Source organism: Psychrobacter sp. FME5 (genome assembly GCF_014861375.1).
Lineage (GTDB): Bacteria > Pseudomonadota > Gammaproteobacteria > Pseudomonadales > Moraxellaceae > Psychrobacter.
In genome coordinates, this window is sequence record NZ_RRYX01000029.1 from 1 (window position 1) to 21,504 (window position 21,504).

Annotated in this window: 18 protein-coding genes and 1 riboswitch; of the genes, 1 reads left to right on the forward strand and 17 read right to left on the reverse strand. The window is 43.1% G+C overall.

Going from position 1 to position 21,504, the window contains the following annotated elements; genetic code table 11:
* Window positions 1–68: 68 nt before the first annotated feature.
* A complete protein-coding gene (locus EI161_RS06030) occupies window positions 69–893 on the reverse strand; it encodes a Nif3-like dinuclear metal center hexameric protein (protein ID WP_192524898.1) in 825 nt (274 codons plus the stop codon).
* Window positions 894–1,210: 317 nt separating this feature from the next.
* On the opposite strand from EI161_RS06030, the gene EI161_RS06035 reads away from it, so the two are divergent.
* On the forward strand, window positions 1,211–2,539 hold the full coding sequence (locus EI161_RS06035) for a S1C family serine protease (protein WP_192524899.1): 1,329 nt from the start codon (window positions 1,211–1,213) through the stop codon (window positions 2,537–2,539).
* Window positions 2,540–2,777: 238 nt separating this feature from the next.
* On the opposite strand, the gene yfaE is transcribed toward EI161_RS06035, so the two are convergent.
* From yfaE to EI161_RS06115, 16 genes are all read right to left on the reverse strand, one after another.
* Window positions 2,778–3,044, reverse strand: a complete 267-nt coding sequence (yfaE, locus tag EI161_RS06040) for a class I ribonucleotide reductase maintenance protein YfaE (RefSeq protein ID WP_192524579.1) — start codon at window positions 3,042–3,044, stop codon at window positions 2,778–2,780.
* 212 nt (window positions 3,045–3,256) lie between these two features.
* Entirely contained in the window at window positions 3,257–4,390 is a 1,134-nt protein-coding gene (nrdB, locus tag EI161_RS06045; protein WP_192529225.1) for a class Ia ribonucleoside-diphosphate reductase subunit beta, read from the reverse strand.
* Window positions 4,391–4,496: 106 nt separating this feature from the next.
* Window positions 4,497–4,868 (reverse strand): hypothetical protein, encoded by a 372-nt coding sequence (locus EI161_RS06050; protein ID WP_192529226.1) that lies wholly within the window; start codon window positions 4,866–4,868, stop codon window positions 4,497–4,499.
* 35 nt (window positions 4,869–4,903) lie between these two features.
* Window positions 4,904–5,191 carry a type II toxin-antitoxin system RelE family toxin gene (locus EI161_RS06055; protein WP_192529227.1) on the reverse strand — a complete coding sequence of 96 codons (288 nt, stop codon included), beginning with the start codon at window positions 5,189–5,191 and terminating at the stop codon, window positions 4,904–4,906.
* Window positions 5,181–5,432 carry a type II toxin-antitoxin system Phd/YefM family antitoxin gene (locus EI161_RS06060; protein WP_192529228.1) on the reverse strand — a complete coding sequence of 84 codons (252 nt, stop codon included), beginning with the start codon at window positions 5,430–5,432 and terminating at the stop codon, window positions 5,181–5,183. Before EI161_RS06060 ends, EI161_RS06055 begins: the two co-directional genes overlap by 11 nt.
* Window positions 5,433–5,612: 180 nt before the next feature.
* The gene (locus EI161_RS06065) at window positions 5,613–6,494 is read right to left on the reverse strand and encodes a P63C domain-containing protein (RefSeq protein ID WP_192524584.1); all 882 of its coding nucleotides are present in this window, start codon (window positions 6,492–6,494) and stop codon (window positions 5,613–5,615) included.
* Between the two features lie 195 nt (window positions 6,495–6,689).
* A complete protein-coding gene (gene nrdA / locus EI161_RS06070; RefSeq protein WP_192524585.1) occupies window positions 6,690–8,966 on the reverse strand; it encodes a class 1a ribonucleoside-diphosphate reductase subunit alpha in 2,277 nt (758 codons plus the stop codon).
* 551 nt (window positions 8,967–9,517) lie between these two features.
* Window positions 9,518–9,898 (reverse strand): YbeD family protein, encoded by a 381-nt coding sequence (locus tag EI161_RS06075; RefSeq protein ID WP_192524586.1) that lies wholly within the window; start codon window positions 9,896–9,898, stop codon window positions 9,518–9,520.
* A gap of 182 nt (window positions 9,899–10,080) precedes the next feature.
* Window positions 10,081–10,962: an IS982 family transposase gene (locus tag EI161_RS06080; protein WP_192524587.1), complete on the reverse strand. Its 882-nt coding sequence runs from the start codon at window positions 10,960–10,962 to the stop codon at window positions 10,081–10,083.
* Window positions 10,963–11,046: 84 nt separating this feature from the next.
* Complete coding sequence (locus tag EI161_RS06085) at window positions 11,047–11,757, reverse strand: class I SAM-dependent DNA methyltransferase (RefSeq protein WP_192524588.1); 711 nt, start codon at window positions 11,755–11,757, stop codon at window positions 11,047–11,049.
* An 86-nt stretch (window positions 11,758–11,843) separates the two neighbouring features.
* Entirely contained in the window at window positions 11,844–12,491 is a 648-nt protein-coding gene (tenA, locus tag EI161_RS06090) for a thiaminase II (protein WP_192524589.1), read from the reverse strand.
* Between the two features lie 123 nt (window positions 12,492–12,614).
* Window positions 12,615–12,732: riboswitch (TPP riboswitch) on the reverse strand.
* Window positions 12,733–13,037: 305 nt separating this feature from the next.
* Entirely contained in the window at window positions 13,038–13,628 is a 591-nt protein-coding gene (locus EI161_RS14950) for a TetR/AcrR family transcriptional regulator (RefSeq protein ID WP_192524320.1), read from the reverse strand.
* Entirely contained in the window at window positions 13,615–14,862 is a 1,248-nt protein-coding gene (locus EI161_RS06100; RefSeq protein WP_192524321.1) for a multidrug effflux MFS transporter, read from the reverse strand. The genes EI161_RS14950 and EI161_RS06100 overlap by 14 nt, the downstream gene beginning before the upstream one ends.
* A 305-nt stretch (window positions 14,863–15,167) precedes the next feature.
* Window positions 15,168–17,081, reverse strand: a complete 1,914-nt coding sequence (rpoD, locus tag EI161_RS06105) for an RNA polymerase sigma factor RpoD (protein ID WP_192524322.1) — start codon at window positions 17,079–17,081, stop codon at window positions 15,168–15,170.
* Window positions 17,082–17,652: 571 nt separating this feature from the next.
* Window positions 17,653–19,812, reverse strand: coding sequence for a DNA primase (locus tag EI161_RS06110; protein WP_192524323.1), 2,160 nt, complete (start codon window positions 19,810–19,812; stop codon window positions 17,653–17,655).
* Window positions 19,813–20,025: 213 nt separating this feature from the next.
* Window positions 20,026–21,243, reverse strand: coding sequence for an outer membrane protein assembly factor BamD (locus EI161_RS06115; protein ID WP_192524324.1), 1,218 nt, complete (start codon window positions 21,241–21,243; stop codon window positions 20,026–20,028).
* Between the last annotated feature and the right edge of the window lie 261 nt (window positions 21,244–21,504).

Here is a 21,504-nt window from a genome sequence, read left to right on the forward strand (position 1 = left end):
AACCGTTCGCTATTTTTTTTGCCATCAATTTGTCGCCAATGTTCAACACGCCCTATATATTGATTGTTTTATACAGGATTGTTTATATCAATAAAGGTAACAGGAAGCCCAAACTCTGCAGCAATCAATTCACCCAGTGCTTGAATACCACCACGTTCGGTCGCGTGATGACCACAGGCAAAGTAATCAATACCCAGTTCACGGGCAATATGGGTAGTCCGCTCTGATATTTCACCAGAGATAAACGCGTCACAGCCCATGAGTGCGGCCTGTTCGATCATATCTTGTGCGCCGCCCGTACAGATACCGACCCGTTGAATAAGTCTATTATTCTCCGGCTCAGATTCAGTATGAACCGATGCATTATAATGAGCAGAAATATGCAACGGTATGCGTCCTAGAGCGTCGGTAATATGGGCGATAAGACTTTGAGTACTCTGTGGTTTGCAGGTAGCGATATTGCCAACGGGACGTGACTCGTCAGGATAAAGCGCTCCAGTGATGGTCATATTCAGAGTCTCAGCCAGCTTAGCATTGTTGCCAATAACAGGATGCGCATCAAGCGGTAAGTGGTAGCCGATCATAGAGATGCCATGTTGCATGAGTTTACGGATACGCTGACCTTTCATGCCAGTGAGAGGCGCAGGTTCACCTTTCCAAAAATAACCATGATGCACCATAATCGCGTCAGCATTGTCAGCAATAGCGGCATCAATTAAGGCGTCGCTAGCGGTCACACCAGTGACGATACGCTGGATAGGGCGTCCACCATCTACTTGTAAGCCATTTGGTGCATAGTCTTTAAAGGCATCGGCTGATAAATAATCATCGCAAAATGCGGCTAAATTTTGTGCGCTAACCGTTGTCTCGGTTAGGGTATTGTTTGCGGTCATGGTATTCCCTTATAATTGTTTGAATGTTTCGTTGTTTTAATGGTTAAAGTACTTATAAATAATAAAACATTTGCATAGAGGTCATTTTAGCATGACACTGCAAAAGAGTAGACAAAGCGAATAACTGAAACGGTACACGATGCGTTACTATTCGGCTGTGTAGCCAGTTATAATCTGCATACCCGAACCTGTATGATTAACAGTGTTCAAACCATCTTATTTAAGTGCTCATAATGGTTAACTGTCCAAGATTGGTAGGCACGGTTTGATATTATTCATCATTGTCTGTTTTTACAAAAATTTATAGAGGTTTTTATATGTCGTCATCTCGGAACACCAGTAACAAGGCGTCTTCCTTAAAATGGTTACCTTGGGTTTTATTGCTGATAGTGATTGCCGCGTTTATCTGGTTGTTTACAAGTATGAAAACGACATCAGAGGCCACATGGGAGCCGCCAAGAACCACGCCAGCTGAGCAACAAGCGTCGGAGCCAGTCGCAGACACGCCAGCACCTATCTCTTCTTATCACAATGCAGTTGCCCGTGCGTCGCAATCAGTGGTCAATATTTATACCACGCAAACGATGGCAGAGCATCCCTATATGGATGATCCTGTGTTGCGTCGGTTCTTTGAGTTTCATAGTGGACCATCACAAGAGCAAGGCAATACCAATTTAGGCTCTGGTGTGATTGTATCTGAAGATGGCTATATCGTAACCAATGCCCATGTGATCGAAAAGGCAGATGAGATTACCGTAGCCTTTAATGATGGCCGCAAAAGCCGCGCTAAAATTATCGGTACCGATCCAGACAGTGATTTGGCTGTTATTAAGGTCGATATGCAAGGATTAACGCCGTTAGGATTTCGTGAAAACCCCATCCGAGTAGGCGACTTGGCCTTGGCGATTGGTAACCCATTTGGTGTCGGTCAAACAGTGACCCAAGGTATTATTTCTGCGACTGGACGTACCGGACTTGGCGTCAATAAGTTTGAGGACTTTATCCAAACCGATGCGGCTATTAATCCTGGTAACTCGGGTGGCGCGTTGGTCGATGCTCGTGGTGAGCTGGTCGGTATCAATACGGTGATTTTCTCACGTTCTGGTGGCTCTATGGGTATTGGCTTTGCTATTCCCACGGCTATCGTTGAGCAAGTAATGAATGCGCTGATTAAAGACGGTAAGGTGAGTCGGGGGTGGTTGGGTATCGAAATACAATCACAACTTCGTGATCCAACGCAGCTTGAAACCTCAACGGGTGTAGAAGTACTCAAGGCCATCAAAAATAGTCCTGCTGCCAAAAGTGGTCTTAAAGTCGGCGATATTATCTTGACTATTGACGGCGTTGAGATGACTGACGCCAACACCTTGATCCAATACGTTGCGCGTAAGCCGCCTAATACCGAGCTTGAGGCGCAAGTGTTACGTAATGGTAGCAATCAGCAGGTGACTATATTGTTAGAAGAACGTCCAGAGCAACAGCCCATCGAGCGCCCAGTAGTTATCCATGATGAAACGCTTGGCGGTCGCGGGCATCCTAGTTTACAAGGTGAAGGGCAAGAAGTACCAATGATGTCCAAAGAAGAGCGTGACCGTATGCGCGAAGAGCTGTTGCAGCTGTTTGAGAGAGATGGCGCACCTCGGTAGAATGGGTCTAATATAGGCAGTCTGTAGATACTAAAATCAGACCTAAATAAAATGAGTACAGATACTATAACGCGCTACTGAGATAAACTTTCCTTGCTTGCTGTGTCTGCGCAGACAGAGGCGGCGCAAAATTGTCCCAGTAACACGGTGTTTGTTTTATAGTGGGTCGGCTATATCGACAATAAAAAAGCGCGCTATCTTATAGATAGCGCGCTTTTTTTATCATTATTTTTAAATTTTACTGGTCGAAAGAATCGTGGTTAATATAAATCACGCCTTGTACTCGACAGCAGCAGGGCAGGATTTCATCTTCCTCAATCATGGCAAGCGGCGCAAACGGATAATCAATGACATGCGAGCTGGCAACGCGCTTGATTCGGCAACTGCCACAGTAGCCTTCCTTACATTGATAGTTGATATCATGTCCGGTACGTAGTAGTCCATCAAGCAGACTTTCGTCGTCATGCAAGTAAAATTGCTGCTTACTCGTCATTACCCAAGTCATGGCTTTATCCTATCCTTTTAAAGTAAGGTCAACCCTAAATAAAATAAGCTCAAGTATTATCACGCGCTACTGGAACAAGTTTTACTTGCTTGCTGTGCCTGTATCTGCGCAGACAGAGGCGGCGTAAAACTTATCCCAGTAGCACTGCATTCATTCTATGGTAGTTCGACTATATTAAAAGCTCAGTTTTAAAAAAACTGTTTTCTAAAGCTCTATAACTCAAAGTCATCAAAATCACTGTCTGATAAATCTGAATCAATTTGACCAACCAAGTACGAGCTGATTTCCGTCTCTTGCGGCGCAACTTGCACATTATCAGATGACAACCATGTGTTGATCCATGGAATGGGGTTTGATTTAGAGTTCGGGAATGCCACAGGCAAGCCAACGGCTTCCATACGCAAGTTGGTGATAAATTCGATATATTGGCAAAGAATGTCTTTATTGAGACCAATCATCGAACCGTCTTTGAATAAATAGCCCGCCCATTCTTTTTCTTGTTCAGCCGCCTTACGGAATATCTCGATACTTTCATCGAAACACTCATTGGCAATCTCGACCATCTCAGGATCGTCACGGCCATTACGCATCAGGTTGAGCATATGCTGGGTGCCAGTCAGATGTAGCGCCTCGTCACGAGCAATCAGCTTAATGATTTTGGCATTACCTTCCATCAGTTTGCGCTCAGCAAAGGCAAACGAGCAGGCGAATGATACATAAAAACGAATGGCTTCTAAGACGTTAACTGCCATCAAGCACAAATACAGCCGTTTTTTCAGTGATTTTAAACTAACGGTCACTTCTTTGCCATTGATGGTATGCGTGCCAGCACCGTGCATATTGTAAAGCTGTGAATCAAAGTACAAGTCATCATAGTACTTGGCGATATCAGAGGCGCGCTCTAAAATGTGCTCGTTTTGCATGATGTCATCAAACACGATACCTGGGTCATTGACGATATTACGAATGATATGGGTGTAGCTGCGCGAGTGAATGGTCTCAGAAAACGTCCACGTCTCAATCCACGTCTCAAGCTCAGGAATAGACACCAGTGGTAATAGCACCACGTTTGGACTACGACCTTGGATAGAGTCGAGCAGGGTCTGATATTTTAAATTACTGATAAAAATATGTTGTTCATGTGACGATAGGTTGCCGTAATCGATGCGGTCTTTTGATACATCGACCTCTTCTGGACGCCAAAAGAATGACAGCTGCTTTTCAATCAATTGTTCAAAGATAGGGTGCTTTTGCTGGTCGTAACGAGCGACGTTGACTGGATTACCGAAAAACATCGGCTCTTTTAGCGCGTCGTTTGGCGTTTGGGAAAAAATCGAGTAAGTCATAGTGCTACCTTTATAAGTGTTACAGTTATAAATCTAAATGATTGAAAATAATGTTTTAGATATATGGTCAAAATTACGTTATAGGCTCTTGGTTGCCAGCTCTATATTACAGGTTCTCTAAAGATATCTGTGTCGGTTCTTGCCCATCATTCATATAGGCTTTGAATATTTCGCTGAGCTCACTATCATCCAATCCTTCCAGCTCATCGATAGCGCTCTTACGCAGCGTACTTAAATCAACATCTTCTGGTGCTGTTTTTACTTCTTTTTTCGGCTGCTTCTTTGCTGGTTTTTTCGGTGCTTTGGCAACGTCATTTTTTGGTGTTTCTAGCTTTGATGCTGCGCTTGCACTTAATTGCTGACGAACCTCTTCGATGTCCACTTCTATTTGTACGATATGCGAGCCACCATCGTTTAGGTCTGAAAATACGTTAGGGATAAACAAACCACCGTCTTTGATGATTGCGGTATATTGCACTCTATGACCTCCGTCATTTTTATTCTTTGTTTCAATTAGGGTTGGCGTGTTGCCAGACTGTCATATATTTTATTGTTTTCTCTTTTGCCTACTGCTAGCACATAAACCACGACCACATCATCTTTGACGGTATAAACCAGTCGATAGCCTATGGTGCGTAGTTTGATTTTATAGGCATCTTTATGTCCTGAGAGTTTTGAAGCAGGAACACGCGGGTTTAATAAGCGCTGCTGTAATTTTTTCTTAAACTGCTGCTGAATACTGGGCGCTAACTTTTTCCATTCTTTTAATGCTAAAGGATGAAACTCAAGATTATAAGTCATCCAAAGTTACCTTTATAGGAACTTGCCCGTCATTCATTCGAGCGCTAACGGTTTGGCTTAATGCCATATCGTCCATTGCTTCCATCATGCGCTCATACATATCGGTTGAAACTAAGTAAGCCACAGGTTTATTGTGGTTTAAAATAGCAATAGACTCACCGTCTGACTGTTTAATCAGTGCCGAAGGGTTAGTCTTTAACTCTGAGATACTGGCTGTTTGTGTTGCAAATATCGGTTGCATGATTCATTCTCCGCTAATATTACGCTCTAAATATAGGGCTAATATTAGCACGAAAATTAGGTCTTAATTGTTACCCTATTTATTTAAAAAACTGTGAGTAGGTTGGTGTCGAGGAATGAAACCCAACGAATTATTTAATTAAAATGTTGGGTATCGTAAACTCTATCAAACCTGTACTTTCTAGTTGATATTTCTTGGATTTAAAGTTTCAGGAAATAAGTCGTCAATAGAGCCTTTTTTAGGATAGGCTTTATTGATCGAATACATAAGTTCCTCCCAAGTATCAGCTACTCGCATTAAACCAATGATGCTATGTAAATGCATTTCAAGTGCCTTTCTGCCTTGATTTTCTGATAAATGCTGATGATCTCTATGTTTTGTAGTACCTTTCTCATCTCTTGAATTTAGCTTTTTAAGCTCATCGACTAATCCTGCTGCCATACGACCATATACAATATCATTAGTGTATTTACCAACAACACCTGGTCTATTGAACGTGCTCCATTTCCAATTCTTTAGCCTAAAGATTTGCTCATAATATTCATCTGGAAATGTCTTAGTCCATGCAATAAGATCTTTACTTATATATTCGTTAAGAATTGCCTGCAAAGCTTCTGCTTTACGAATATTTTGATAACCAGTAGCTTCATCCACCAAGGCAATAATGCCAACTTTGGCTAATGATCTAATAATTATCGACGCTTGTATAACTGTTTCTTTCTGGTTTTTATGAATCACTGTTCCAGCTTCGTCTGCTAGTATATAAAGTTCACAGACCAATGGAATAATTATTGCATCAAAACCTTGAAAGCTTTTGCCATTTTCGGCCTGATAGGATATTTTTTCTTTTACATTATTAAGTTCACTAGACACATATGGTTGTAGGTTTTTAGCATCCATAAAAGAAGGTGTATCTGGTAATCGTGCATTACCTCTACTTTCTCTACCTAATGCTTTAAATACATCTGAATGTTTAATTATTCGTCTACCATCATTAAGAACAGCACACTCTAACTCAACATCAGCAATCTTCATTGTGCCTGTATATTCTGAAACTAGCATAAAAAATCCTTTTCATATTAGCTGATATAGTAGCAAACAGCGGGCTTAACCCAAAAGCCAAACCCGCCATCCGTCAGAAATTCTATTTAAAGAATTTCTCTTGCGAACCTTGAGGAGGGACAAAGCGAAGCACTGCTTCGTCCCGACGCAAGAGAAAATTTATAATTTTCTGGCAATGCAATTTTTTAACGGTTCTCAAATCTTACAAGCACCGCCAGCACAATCATCTTCCATATCCGCTTGGGCATCATTCGCACCATCACGGGTATTGTGATAATACAAAGTCTTCACGCCAAGTTTATAAGCGGTCAACAAGTCTTTTAGCAACGTTTTCATCGGTACACGCTGACCATCAAAGCGTGTTGGGTCATAGTTGGTATTGGCAGAGATACTTTGATCGACGAACTTCTGCATGATAGCGACCAGCTTTAGGTAACCGTCATTGTTCGGCATTTGCCATAGTAGCTCGTACTGATCTTTTAGCTTATCAATCTCAGGCACGACTTGCTTTAGGATGCCATCTTTTGACGCTTTGATAGACACCAGACCGCGTGGTGGCTCGATACCATTAGTCGCATTGGCAATCTGACTAGACGTCTCAGACGGCATCAAAGCGGTTAGGGTAGAGTTGCGCAGACCGTGTTCGGTAATCTCGCCACGTAGCGTTTCCCAATCGAGATGTAGCGGCTCTTGGCAGATTTTATCCAAGTCTTTTTTGTAGGTATCAATCGGTAAAATACCTTGCGAGTACGTCGTCTCATTAAAGGCAGGACACGCGCCTTGCTCTTTGGCCAATTTATTTGAGGCTTTTAAGAGGTAATACTGTAGCGCTTCGAAGGTTTGATGGGTTAGACCAAGCGCTGAGTCATCAGAATAGCGTGCGCCATTTTTCGCTAGGTAATAGGCGTAGTTAATCACACCAACGCCTAAGGTACGGCGACGCATGCTGCCATTTTCGGCCGCTTTGACTGGATAGTCTTGATAGTCGAGTAGGGCATCAAGGGCGCGGACGATTAGCTCGGCTGGCTCTTCGATATCGCTGACGTTTTCAACTTTACCCAAGTTCACCGCTGATAGCGTACAAAGGGCGATTTCGCCTTCTTCATCATTGATGTTATCAAGTGGCTTGGTTGGTAGCGCGATTTCCATACATAGGTTTGACTGACGAATCGGCGCAACGGTCGCATCAAATGGGCTATGGGTGTTGCAATGATCGACGTTTTGGATATAGATACGACCAGTGCTGGCGCGCTCTTGCATCATCAGACTAAACAAATCTGCTGCTGGGATTTGACGGCTGCGAATGCTCGGGTCATTTTCGTATTTGGTGTATAGCTCTTCGAACTTGTCTTGATCTTCAAAGAACGCGTCATACAAACCAGGGGTATCACCTGGAGAGAATATGGAGATATCTTGACCCTTGATGAGGCGGGTATACATGGTTTTATTTAACTGTACGCCATAATCCATATGACGCACGCGGTTGTCTTCGACGCCGCGGTTGTTTTTGAGTACCAATAACGACTCAACTTCTAAATGCCATAATGGGTAAAATAACGTCGCTGCACCGCCACGTACGCCGCCTTGTGAGCAGCATTTAACCGCTGTTTGGAACAGTTTATAGAATGGAATACAACCAGTATGCTGGGCTTCACCGCCACGAATCGGGCTACCAAGGGCACGAATACGACCGGCATTGATGCCGATACCGGCACGTTGTGACACATAGCGTACGATGGCGCTGGTGGTGGCGTTGATTGAGTCTAAGCTATCACCACATTCGATTAAGACGCACGAGCTAAACTGGCGCGATGGGGTGCGCACACCAGACATGATAGGCGTTGGTAGCGAGATTTTAAATTGTGAGGTCGCATCATAGAAGCGTTTAACGTAGCTCATACGCTCAGATTTGTCATAGTTAGCAAACAGACACATACCAACCAGCATATATAAGAACTGCGGGCTTTCATAAACCGTTTTGCTGACGCGGTCTTGCACAAGGTATTTACCCGCCATTTGCTCAACAGCAGCATAAGCAAGATTCATATCGCGCCAGTGGTCAAGATATTCTTCTAATTCATCAAATTCCGCACGGCTATAGTCAGCTAGGATATGCTGATCGTATTTACCGGCATCAGTTAGCTTTTTAACATGGTCATACAAGTGAGGAGGGGTGAATTTATTATAAGCAATCTTACGCAAATGGAAGATGGCCAAACGCGCGGCTAAATACTGATAGTCAGGCGTGGTTTCAGAGATAAGATCAGCGGCAGACTTGATGATGGTCTCGTGAATATCGCGAGTTTTGATGCCTTCATAAAACTGAATGTGCGACTTTAGCTCAACTTGTGATACCGACACATTATCTAAATCATGAGCAGCCCACTCGATAACCTTGTGAATCTTATCTAAATCAATAGGCTCTAAACGTCCATCACGTTTGGTTACTTGGATTTTATCGATATGTGTCATGCTGACCTCGTAAGTTGATTGCTGGGCAATTAATTTATAATGATGCTTATAGTGTTACTTATAGTAATGCGGCGCGGTTAATACCGGCGGGCATTCTTTATCACGCTATCTTTATTACGCTATAACATCCTGTCACGGCAGAGTGTTTTTTTAGGCAAAACGATGCCATTGCTCATAGTGAGGGTTTAAATCACTGAGCACTACATATAGCGTATTTGTTAGTAGGTGGACACAATATAGCGGGAAAATTTTGAAAATGCTATATTGATTTTAGCGGCAAACTATGTTGATGAGAGGGTAAAGCGTGTCCAAATTTTAGCAAAGGACGATGGGATAAGGGTTAGACGCCAATAAGAAAAATAATAAAAGTTTTGTAAAAAATGGCGCGAATTTACTTTTTATTGTCGGCTAAATTAACGAGCGCAAATCTGCTGAATGGCGCGCATATTTCGGGTGGTGATTGTACCCCAGCCAATAGAAAATCGCCACCCATATGAGTGACGATTCGGACGAAAAACGGACTGGTTTTTCTTAAATTGATAAAACTATGATTAGACGACCATGCGTACCGTTTTTGCATTATCAAGTGATGCATAAAGCGTGTTCACTTGCTCAACGGTGGTCAAGTATAAATTGGCACGCACCGAATGGAAGCGTCCTGTTTTTGACGGTTTAACTTCCATAGACGCCAAATCAAACTCTGGAAACTGGCTACCAAGGATAAGCTTCACTTCATTGAGTAAGCTATCGTGCTCGCCTTCATGACCGATGATGCTAAGTGGGTAGTTCATTGGGAACTGCCACAGCTCAGGATTTTGTACGTCGGTTTTTTTACCTTTTAAGATACCGTCATTGGCGACCAGCTCAGTGACTTTGACTTCTCTTTTAGGCGTTTGATTTGGGTTAGTGGTGTCTTTTGGATCATCAGTCATGATGTTGTCCTTATCTTTGTGAAAATATGAGCTTATGGGTTATGCCGATAAGCGCTTTATGCACCATTTATAAGGCCACTCATCATATTATTCAAGGGTCAGCCAACGATAACTCATATTAAAATCGTTATTTTTTATAACCCCAGTTCGGGATAAGCCACATTGTAACTCATTGATACTATTTACAATGTCGCTACCTGTCCCTGCTGAGGCATGTTTTTGATGGTGGGTTTATACGGAAACCAGCAATAAGCAATCAAACCCGACAGCAAGTTTGTGATAAACCCCGTGACACTACGATGGCGTGAGTGTTCGATTTGGCACAAGTTTTTAAGCTCTCCAAACACCGTTTCAACCAAAGAGCGATGATTGAGTAGTGCCTCATCCATAGGCTCAAGTAATTGGGGTTTCATATTACGCCGAAGTTTCGTTATCAGCCTAGTATCACTGTGTTTTGTGAGCCACGCGTTTAGTGCTTTACTGATGTAGCCTCTATCACCGAATAGTTTTCCAAATAAAGACGTTGCCATATCCTTAACTGGCGCTCTATCATCCGTATTACCCGCAGTGACTTTAACAGATACAAGCTCGCCCTTATGATTGATAATGGCGTGCAGCTTAAAGCCATAGAACCAGCCCATGCTGCTTTTGCCTCGGGTTGCAAGTCCTTCAAAGACTTTATGACGGTAGATACGCTTGTTATGACAAACTGCTATCTTGGTTGAATCAATATAGCTGATACCCGTACAGTCACCCATTATGCTTTGCAAGTAGCTGCACAGTGGCATGATACTGCGCGGCACTAGCTCTATAAATCGCGAGTAGCTCGGCAGATTTGGAAACTCCCGTTTCATCATGCCAAGCATGTGATGGTAGTAAAACGCCTTAAACTGTCGATACCGCAGTTGATGAAACAGTACCAAGATGGTCATAATCTCTGCTACACTTATCTGGCATGCTCTTAGCCGTTGACGGCCCGTTGCGATTAAATGAGAGTCAAACTCAGGTTTGAATTGCTGATAAAAGTCGTCAATATGGCAGTATAGTTCGGTTAGGTTGTCCATGTAAGAAGTCCTTTTTGCTTAAGTGGTCTTGGTAAACTTACTTTAGCAACTTCGGGCTTCTTTTTTTATCTTTTCTTTGAGCCCTTATCCCGAACTGGGGTTTTTATAACCACATACCGCCACATAATCGCCGCGATCGTAGCCTTCGATGACCTCTTGTACCTTGTCATTGGCATACATAGGATGGGTCAATAAAGTCTGCGCATATTCGAAATCGACAAAACCATTGGCTTGCATTAATTCGATTTTCTCATCAGAGGTACGCCAGTTTGCTGACTTCACCAGCTCAATAGGATAAGGGTCAGCAGGGGAGATGTGTTCGAGTAATGGATGTTCCCACGTATCTACCGCGCTCGCTAAATTGTATAAGCTGGCAAAGCCGCTTTCTTTTGGCACATCAATCAGGATAAGTTTGCCGCCAGTCTTTAGAGCATCAAAGGCCTTTTTGATACAGACATCCAAATCCCTGATATAGCTGACGCTGCCATTAAACATAATAATATCAAATTTATTAGGCGCAATCTCGCAGGTTTCGGCAGAGCTGATATCTACTTGCAAGCCGCGTTTCTCAGCGACTTCAGCCATGTCTTTCGATGGCTCGATACCATGCGTGATATGAATGCCGTAATCTTTGGCTAACAGGGATTCGAAAAGACCACTACCACAGCCGATAGACAATATTTCGCTATCTTTATCTAAGAAGTGAGCGACCAGTTTGAGCTCACTGGTCAGTAAGTTTTGGTTGTCAAAAAACCAGCTGTCGTACGCGCTTGCGTGTTCATCGAATGCTGCCATGATGTTTCTCCTTGTTGATCATTATTATTGGTCATTGTTTTTGATTTTAGAGGGCTTTTTTAGAATCAAGCTAGATTGAGTATAAGTTAAGACAAATCTAACGCCTGCTGCCAAAAATTAACTTCCATACGTGCGGCGGTGTTAAATAACCGTTGGAACTTGTCTGCTTGAGCAGGGCTGGCATCGGCTAATAGCGTATTAATCTGTGCTTCGTTCTGCGCGGTAATTACTTGGAACTCATCGCTAGAAAACACGTCAATCCATGGTTGATAAGGGTTGTTATCGATAAAACCCTCATCTTTGATACATCTGCCAATTTCTCCATAGCCCATTAAGCAAGGCGCAATAGCGGCATACAGTTCGGCCAGCGAGCCTGACATAGCCGCGTCTAATATATAGCGACTATAGGCGATGGTGACGGCAGATTCAGGGGCGTTTTCTACTTGTTCAAGTGGTATATTCCACTGACGACAGAAGTCCAAGTACATGGCGATTTCCATATCGAGCATGGCATTGATACCTGCTTGACCGACGCGCATTTGTGCCAGTGTGTCACTCTTATACACGCTCAGCGCCATCACGCGGGTATAGTGAATTAAGTATAAATAGTCTTGCACAAGGTAGTGGCGAAAGCTGTCAGGGGCGAGTGTGCCAGCGGTCAGCTGTTTGACAAAGTCGTGCTGAATGTAATCATCCCATGTGGGGCAATTGTGACGTAGCGTTTGGTAATCCATAGTTTTCACTTACTGTTATAAAATGCAAGCAAGCAAATGGCAGGAAACGAGAATTGATAAGGCACAAAAAATTTGCCCGTCTAGGTTTAATAGATTGGCAAAATATGAAGTAAATGTGACTTATATATCGACACGCTTGTTTCCTACGTCAGTGCTAACTGCATCAGGTTCGCGGGTAACTCTCAGCCATGATTTTGATTGTAGTTAAAGCGTCAAAATCAAAGCACCCCGACAAGGTTTGTTTTTTAATAATAAATATAAAATTTAAATATAGTCAGTTCAAAATAAAAGCGATACGTTATAGCTATGTGCGACTGGTATAAATTTTCCTTGCTTGCTGTTATCACAGAGGCTACGAAAAATTCATCCCAGTCGCATGGTATCGATTTTAAAATTGTATCGACTTTAAAGTAATTCTAATAGAGCTTTGAGCTGCTGTTTAAGTGGTTCGTGTTTAAGCAGATCAGCCCTATGATAGGTGAACTCAGCCATCATTAGCAAGTGATGTCCAAATAACGATAAAAAAAGCAGCTTAGATTTAAAAATCTATTTTTTATCGAGCTGTTCAATAGCAGTGTGATAAAGCATCAGCATGGCTTTAAAACGGCGCTCATATAAGCCTTCCGCATATAGCAGCTCTACACTTAAGCTATCGATTACGCCTAGATAGGCATCGGTATACAGCTCTAGCTGCTCAGAGTCGAGCTGATAAGGCTGTAGAGCCAGCTGTATTTGCTCAGTCAACACCTTTATATAGACATTAAAAGTCGCCGCGCTGGTATCGGTCAAATGCACAGGTGCGGCATAGGCCATGCGAATTAAAAACCGTAAGGTAATCGCGCTTTCATAACGCGCTTCAAAAGCATGGCAATACGCTTCACCGGGAGTAGAAAATTCACTAGTCGTCGCAAAGCATGACTTAATAAACGCACATTCCGACTCGAGCGCATCTTGCAGTAATTCTAAAAATATCGCTTCTTTACTGGCAAAGTGCGTATAGAGAGAGGCTTTGCGGATGCCCACAGCCTTAGCAATATCACTGAGTGATGCGCCCTCATAGCCGTGCATAAAGAAAGGCTCAAACGCAGCATCAATAATACGTTGCTTAGCGCTTGAGCGTGGTTTATGACTTTGCATAGGCCTCCTCTAATGATGGTGTGGAGAGAGTGTTATAAGGTTTTAAACTTCTAGAACCGAGATAGACCAGTATCAAAATAATTGGTCCCATCGCACCTAGCAAGATTAACCAATATAAGGTGTTCATTTCGACCAATTGTCCTGCGATGGGTGTGGCAGTGGATGAGAGTAACATAGGAATGGCGCCCAATAAAGCTGCGCTTGAACCCAAAGCGCTGCGCTGCGAGTCCATTGCAATCGCCATCAACGTCGCTTCTAATACACCAAGACCAAATAATCCCAAGGCAATGCCAGTGACAATACCGACCAAACCCATCGATAGCAGATAAGCGATGATGCAAACGGCACTACCCAGCATCATGACACCGGCACCGATTAAGGCCAAATGTGACGCCGATATTTTTTTGACCAAATAAGCGGTGGAAGATGCACCTAAAATTAGACTGATACTGGTCAAGCCAAAGACAAAACCAAATTGCTCTAGGCTAAGACCATAGTCTGTTTGATAGACATAAGCAGAACCACCGATGTAGGCAAACAAAAAGAAATACACCGCAGATAGCGCAAATAGATTAAAGACAAAGGTTTTGTTCTTTAATATGCCGACATAAATGCCTGTAATATTTTTTATATTTAATTGAATGCGCTTGTCTTTTGGCAAGGTTTCTTTGATATTCAACAGCGTATTAATCAGCACGATGATACCTAACGCCGCCAAAATAAACATGACGCCGCGCCAACCATAATGCGCACCGACGATACCGCCGATTGCTGGCGCGACGATTGGACCTAATGCCACAATGGTATTTAATAAAGCATAAATTTGTGCCGCTTTTGGTCCATCGACTAAGTCGCGTACCATGCTCATCACCACCACGATAGCCATAGAGGCGCCAAGACCTTGCAAGATACGAGCAAAGATTAGGCTTTCAATACTTTGTGACCACATCGCCCACACGGAAGCGCCAATATATGCCAGTAAGCCTGCAAATAATGGTGCTATTCGTCCTATGGCGTCAGATACGGGACCAAATACCAGCTGTCCTAAACCCATAAAGATAAGAAAGACGGTCAACGTGATTTGCGTGGTGGCGTAGGAGGTATTGAGGTCTGTTGCCATATTCGGCATTGAGGCCAAATACATATCAATCGCTGCAGGGCCAAGCGCCACAATGATGGCAAGAGAGATGACGGTTTTGATACTGATGTGTTTTACATGGGTTTGTTTATTCATAAGAGTGCACTATTACCTATTTATCTATTTAATTTTTTAACTACCGAACGGTAGGTAGTTATACTCGATATTTTAAATAAAGGCAATATTTTTATGAATTAATTGCTTATCTCATGCTATAGCGGCTCTATATTTAATAGGTAAAAGCTAATAGCCATTAAATAACAACCATCAAATAGCAGCCATTAAATAGCAGCCATTAAATAACAGGCATTAAATAACAGGCACAAAAAAGCTGAGATATACTCAGCTTTTTTGGTTTGCCACTAGGCGTAATAAGATGTGCTTAGCACATACTATTTAAATTAGTCATTTTCAAGGAATGAGCGTAAATGCTCAGAACGTGAAGGATGACGCAATTTACGTAATGCTTTTGCCTCAATCTGACGAATACGCTCACGCGTTACATCAAACTGCTTACCAACTTCTTCTAACGTATGGTCGGTTGGCATATCGATACCAAAGCGCATTTTTAAGACACGTGCTTCACGCTCAGTCAAGTTGCCTAATACATCACGCGTCGCTTCACGCAGGCCAGCTGCGGTCGCATCATCGACAGGGCTTGAAATCGTACCATCTTCGATAAAGTCGCCTAGGTGCGAGTCTTCATCATCACCGATTGGCGTCTCCATAGAGATAGGCTCTTTGGCAATTTTTAGCACTTTACGGACTTTAACTTCGTCCATCTCTAAGCGTTCGCCTAATTCCTCAGGCGTTGGCTCGCGGCCCATTTCTTGTAGCAATTGACGTGAGACACGGTTTATCTTGTTAATGGTCTCAATCATATGCACAGGGATACGAATCGTGCGCGCTTGGTCAGCGATAGAGCGGGTAATCGCCTGACGAATCCACCACGTGGCATAGGTTGAGAATTTATAACCACGGCGGTATTCAAATTTATCAACCGCTTTCATCAGACCAATATTACCTTCTTGGATTAAGTCCAAGAACTGTAGACCACGGTTGGTATATTTCTTAGCGATAGAAATTACCAGACGCAAGTTAGCTTCGACCATCTCTTTTTTGGCACGGCGCGCTTTTGCTTCGCCAACCGCCATACGACGGGCGACGTCTTTCATGTCGTGGATTTTCATATCGAGCTGCTGCTCGTAATCACGAATTTTACGTTGTAGTAAAATCACATCGTCAGCGACTTTTTCTAGCGTACCTGCAAAAGCAGGCTTGCCTTTAATACGCTCAATGAGCCAATCAACGTTGGTTTCATTGCTAGGGAAAGTTTTACGGAATTCATCACGCGGCATACGACCACGGCGAATCACCAAACGCATGATTTGACGCTCTTGCTTACGCACATCGTCATAGACGTCATGCATGATAGCCATCACTTGGTCTGACAAGCGATTGTTTAACTTCAACATCATAAAGCGTTCGGCAAGTAGGGCATAAGCAGCATCTGCTTCTACGCTACCACGGCCATAATCAAGCAAGGCTTGTTTGGCTTTGATAAATAAGTGTTCAATCTCTTCTAGACGTAAGCGTACTTCTTCTGGATCGATACCGCCGGTTTCTTCTTCAGCTTCTTCCTCTACTTCTTCTTCGTCCTCATCATCGTCACCTAGCGCCTTTTTGGCTTTTTCTTTGATAACAGGAGGATTTTCTTTTTCTTCTTTGATGCGCTCTCTTTCTTCTTTCGCCGCCTCTTTTGCTTCTTGAGCGGCGATTTTGTCTGCTTCGGTTTCAGGGTCTAGAAAACCAGTGATGACATCAGAAAGTTTTTTCTCGCCGTCCTGTACTTTTTGATACTCATCTAGGACGAATTGTACCGTACCCGGCCAATAAGACATCGCATGCTGCACGTCACGAATACCTTCTTCGATACGCTTGGCAATAGCAATCTCACCTTCACGAGTCAGTAGGTCAACGGTACCCATTTCACGCATATACATACGTACAGGATCGGTGGTGCGACCAGGCTCTGTCTCAACAGAGGCTAATACCGCCGCTGCTTCATCTGCTGCCATGTCATCATCGCTTGAATCGTCGTTCATCAAGATGTCATCGGCGTCAGGGGCAGATTCAAAGATTTTGATACCAACGTCGGTCAGCATTTGCACAATATCTTCGATCTGATCGCTTTCGGTAATAGAGTCGGGCAGTTGGTCATTCACCTCAGCATAGGTAAGATACCCTTGCTCTTTACCCATTTGGATTAAGGTGGCCAGTTGAGATGTGGACTTAGAAACTGACTTATCGTTCATAAATACTCGCTTACTTGCATCGGACATTTTTATATTGTGACGCGCTATCGCTGGCTGGGTGCGTTGACCTTATCAATCGATTGATCAAAAGGTGGCGTAGAGGTTGTCAATAATATCAAAAATGAGTGGATATGAATAAAGGCTCAAAACACTACAATAACAGTGCCAAAAAATGGCTAAAAATCAATAAAGATAAAAGTCTGCAAAATAAGATCACCTAAAAAATAATGCTACCTAAAAGATAGTGTTGCCTAAAAAAGATGATACTCAAAAACAATCTCTAAAAAATATATATTTAAAATTGTGCTCAACGATGCGGTCTTGTCGCCATCTATTGAGCAGTGCTGTAAATATACAGCGACACAGTTTAACACAGACCATAGTAATCAAGCACGAGCTAGTGATGCTCGCCTGTGTTTATTACAGATATTGCCAATTATTTTTAATCAATTGCTTTACCAATTACCTAATTTAGGGCTGCATGTATTACTGGGCATAATCATTATTAGTGGGGACAACCGCTATACTTTTAAAGGGTTACGGTTTTATTAATAAAAAATAAGCACAGAAATTAAGATTTAACCGTGGTCATTTGTGCTGATTGTTCGGCTTGCTGAGCGCGCAACCAATCATTTAACAATTGTGATTGCTTACGGACAATCGCCAGCTTGATGTGATCAGGGTTTTTAATCAGCTCCTGCATCTTTTTTTGCAAATGCAATTTGAGCAGCTGCATTACTAAGTTTTCAATCAGCTCATCGAGGCTTAAGATGCTTCTTGCGGTCAAGGTTTTATAAAACCCGCCCCAGCTACGGCTCAGTGTTTCTTGGGTGGCAGGCGTTAGGTTAGATAAGATAAAGTGCGCCGCTGCATTGGCATCTTTTGGTAAATAATCAAGGCAGCGTTTGATGGTACTGACGATATCGAGCAATCCATCGTCTTGTAGGTCTTCCCACGCTAGTGGACGCAATATATCGGCAGAGGCTTTTTGCTTTATATGAGCAGGTAACTGCAGCTGGTTAATACCTGCCTGTTGCCAAATCGACTCGATAGGGTCATCAATCAAGGCGCGCGGTTGGAATAAAAAACAAAGCTGCAACTGCTGACTGATGGTCATTTCACCATCAAAATCTAGTAGGGCGTCTCTTGCTTCTTTATTTTGACTGCGTTTACCACCCAGTTTTTGATAAATATCATTATTCAGTAAATAACGAAAGCTACTGCCTTTAGGCAATGCGGTGGTCAAGGCGCGCACTTGTGACATCAGCTTGGCTTTGCCTTCTGCCAAGGTTAAGTCATGGCGCTCACTTAAATAAGCGAAAATATACTGTGACAGCGGCATTGCATTGGTGATTTGCTCACGCATGGCGTCACTGCCCTGACTTTTAATAAAAGTATCAGGATCGTGATTATTAGGTAGGGTTAAAAACCGTAGTTCTTTGTCATCGGCAAGCACAGGCAGGGCAACTTCCAGCGTGCGCCAAGCCGCTTTTTGTCCCGCACTATCGCCATCGAAACTCAATGTTAGGGTAGGATTTAGGGTCAAAAGCCGTGATATTTGACTCTCATTAATCGCCGTACCCATCGAGGCGATGGCACCATAAATACCCGCTTGATAAAGGGCTATCACATCCATGTAGCCTTCGACCACCAGCCAGCTATCTGCACGCTGCTGGCGAGATTCATAATAGCCATATAGTACGTGCTGCTTATGGAACACAGGCGAGTCGGACGAGTTGATATATTTGGGCTTCACTTCGTCATCGAGCGCGCGACCACCAAAACCAATGGTCCGTCCTTGGTTGTCGCGGATCGGGAAAATAACCCGATCACGGAGTAAGTCATAATCGCGTCCAGATTCTGACTGGCGCACTAAGCCAAGCGCTTTTAGACCTTCGATATCTTGGGGAAATTGGTGCTCGAGGTGCTGCCAACCAAATGGCGCATAGCCCAAGCCAAAGGTTTCAAAGATGTCTTCAGTGATACCACGCGCTAAAAAATAATGCTTAGCATGCGGGTGAATGCTGAGATTATGCTGATAAAATTGCTGAATCTGCTCTAATAGCTCGTACAGATTACCGTCTTTATCAGCGACGCTATTTTCTTCGTGCAGTGCAATAGAGCCATCATCGCTACTTATCAGCCACGCAGGTGGATAGCCGTCATCACCTTGATAGTCTGAAGCATAAGACTCAGCTGGATAAGGTACTGAATCGTAAGCATCTAGCGGTGGATAGTTGTCGTAGCTATCGTAGCTATTGTCGTTATAAGTTGGTTGTTGCGTATAATCAGGCGGTATATTTATTGATGACTGACTATCGGCTATTGGCTGACTAACTGGGGCTTGCGAGTGTGTCGCCGTTTCAGCTGGCAATGCTGGTATTGGTTTTGCAGTGGGTTTTTGTTTGGAACGCTGATAACTGACGTTTTGCTGTTCTTCTTTTGGTACTTCGATGCCAGTTTGCTTGGACAGCTCATTGACCGCTTCGATAAAGGTAAGGTTTTCATAGTCACGCAAAAAGCTAATGGCATTACCGCCGACACTACAGCCAAAACAGTGATAGATATTTTTTTGTGGATTGACATAAAAAGACGGTGATTTTTCACCATGGAAAGGGCAGCAGCCTTTGTACTCACTACCAGCACGTTTAAGCGTGGTATGACGCCCAATAATACTGATTAAGTCAGCTTGGCTATTAAGTTGTTCAAGAATGTGATTTGGTATGCTCATGCAAAAAATAGTTTACCATAGGTGAATTATCTTAGGCATAAACAATATTGAAGGTAAACAATATTGAGCATAGATAATTCAATAAAAATAAAGGTAGAAATAGAAAAAATAAGGCCAACCATATCGTTGACCTTATTTTTTATGATAGACGTTTGTATACTTAAAAGACGCTAGCGTCTCTAACCCAGATACACTGTCCTAGGTTTTAAACCGTTATTTATCATTGATATCTGCACTATCGGCAGGTGTATCCGATGGCGTTACGGCAATTCCTTGGTTGGGCAGTGTCGTACGGCGTGTTGGGTTAATATTCTGCGGTTCTACTTCAGCTTCTCTAGCAGTAGAGCCTGTGCTTGATTGACTGGTCACTCGCTCAGTTGACGCTTCAGGTAAGCCCAAACCGACATTGACACCATTAGGATTAGTACGTTTTGGTGAAGTACCTTGTGGAGCAGTGGTCGGCGCATTGTCACTAGGCAGTCTTAATTGACTGGCCTTACGAATAATTTGGGTCTTAGTTGCCCCATCATAATTACCGGTAGAAACAGAGCTGTCCGTGACCCCAGAACGACCAAGTTTACCAAACGTTACTTTATTGAGCCATGTGCTTTCACGTTTGGTATTTAGCTTGACGCGGCCATCGTTGGTTAGCCAGTTTGGATAATTAATCTGCAATAGCGTCTTATACTCTTTTGCCAAGTCATTTAGACCCAGTTTTTCATGGCTATAAGCAAGTACAGCAATGGCTTCAGGCACTGACTCACTGAGTGGATAGTACTGAAACACCCATTTGGCACGGTTAACAGCGGCAACATACGCTTCACGTTCGATATACCAATTGGCAGCGCTCATCTCACTTTCAGCAAACTGGTTATAAATAAAAGTCATGCGCTGAGCGGCATCTGGTGCATATGGGCTATTTGGATATTTATTGATAAGCTCTTGGAAGTTGGCAAAAGCAATACGCAGATACGCGGTATCGCGTTCGGCTTGGTTCATCTTAAACAGTTTCAGTCCTTCAGATGAGCCCTGCATGTTGGCCACACCACGCACGTAATAGGCATAGCTGGCTTGTGGATTAGAGGGGTATAAACGAATAAACTGCTCAGCACTGGCGGCTGCCATCTCATATTTACCGCTTTCATATTGGGCATACATCATATCGAGCAATGCTTGCTCAGCATATTGCCCTGTAGGGTAGAATGTACGGAGATTGGTTAGATCTTCAATACCTTGGGCGTAGCGACCTTTTTCGATCTGAGCCAGGGCATCGTTATAATAACTTTGCTCTGACTTTTCTGCCGTTTCTACTGCATCGACATCTTTCCCACCAGTCAGGTTTTTAAAAGTCTGACAACCCACTAGGTTTACGCTTAGCGCAAGTAGCGTTATTGAGGACAGCTTGATAAACGTATTGCCAACAGCTTGCATACTTCTTCTCCGACACAAGACGCATAATAGCAGCAGCGCCATTATGCTATATAAAAGGTGAATAATAAAAATAGTTGTTTTAAAATACAGTGCCATAGCATACAGCAAAATATGGCTATACTTTATAGAATAACCTTTGCTGCGTCTATTTTTTCGCCATCTATATTGTACTTGATTTAATCATACTGCATAAAACTGCTGGCAGCACGTCACATAATAGTTGGGTATTTTAACATGAGCTGCTAGCACGAGCGATATCCA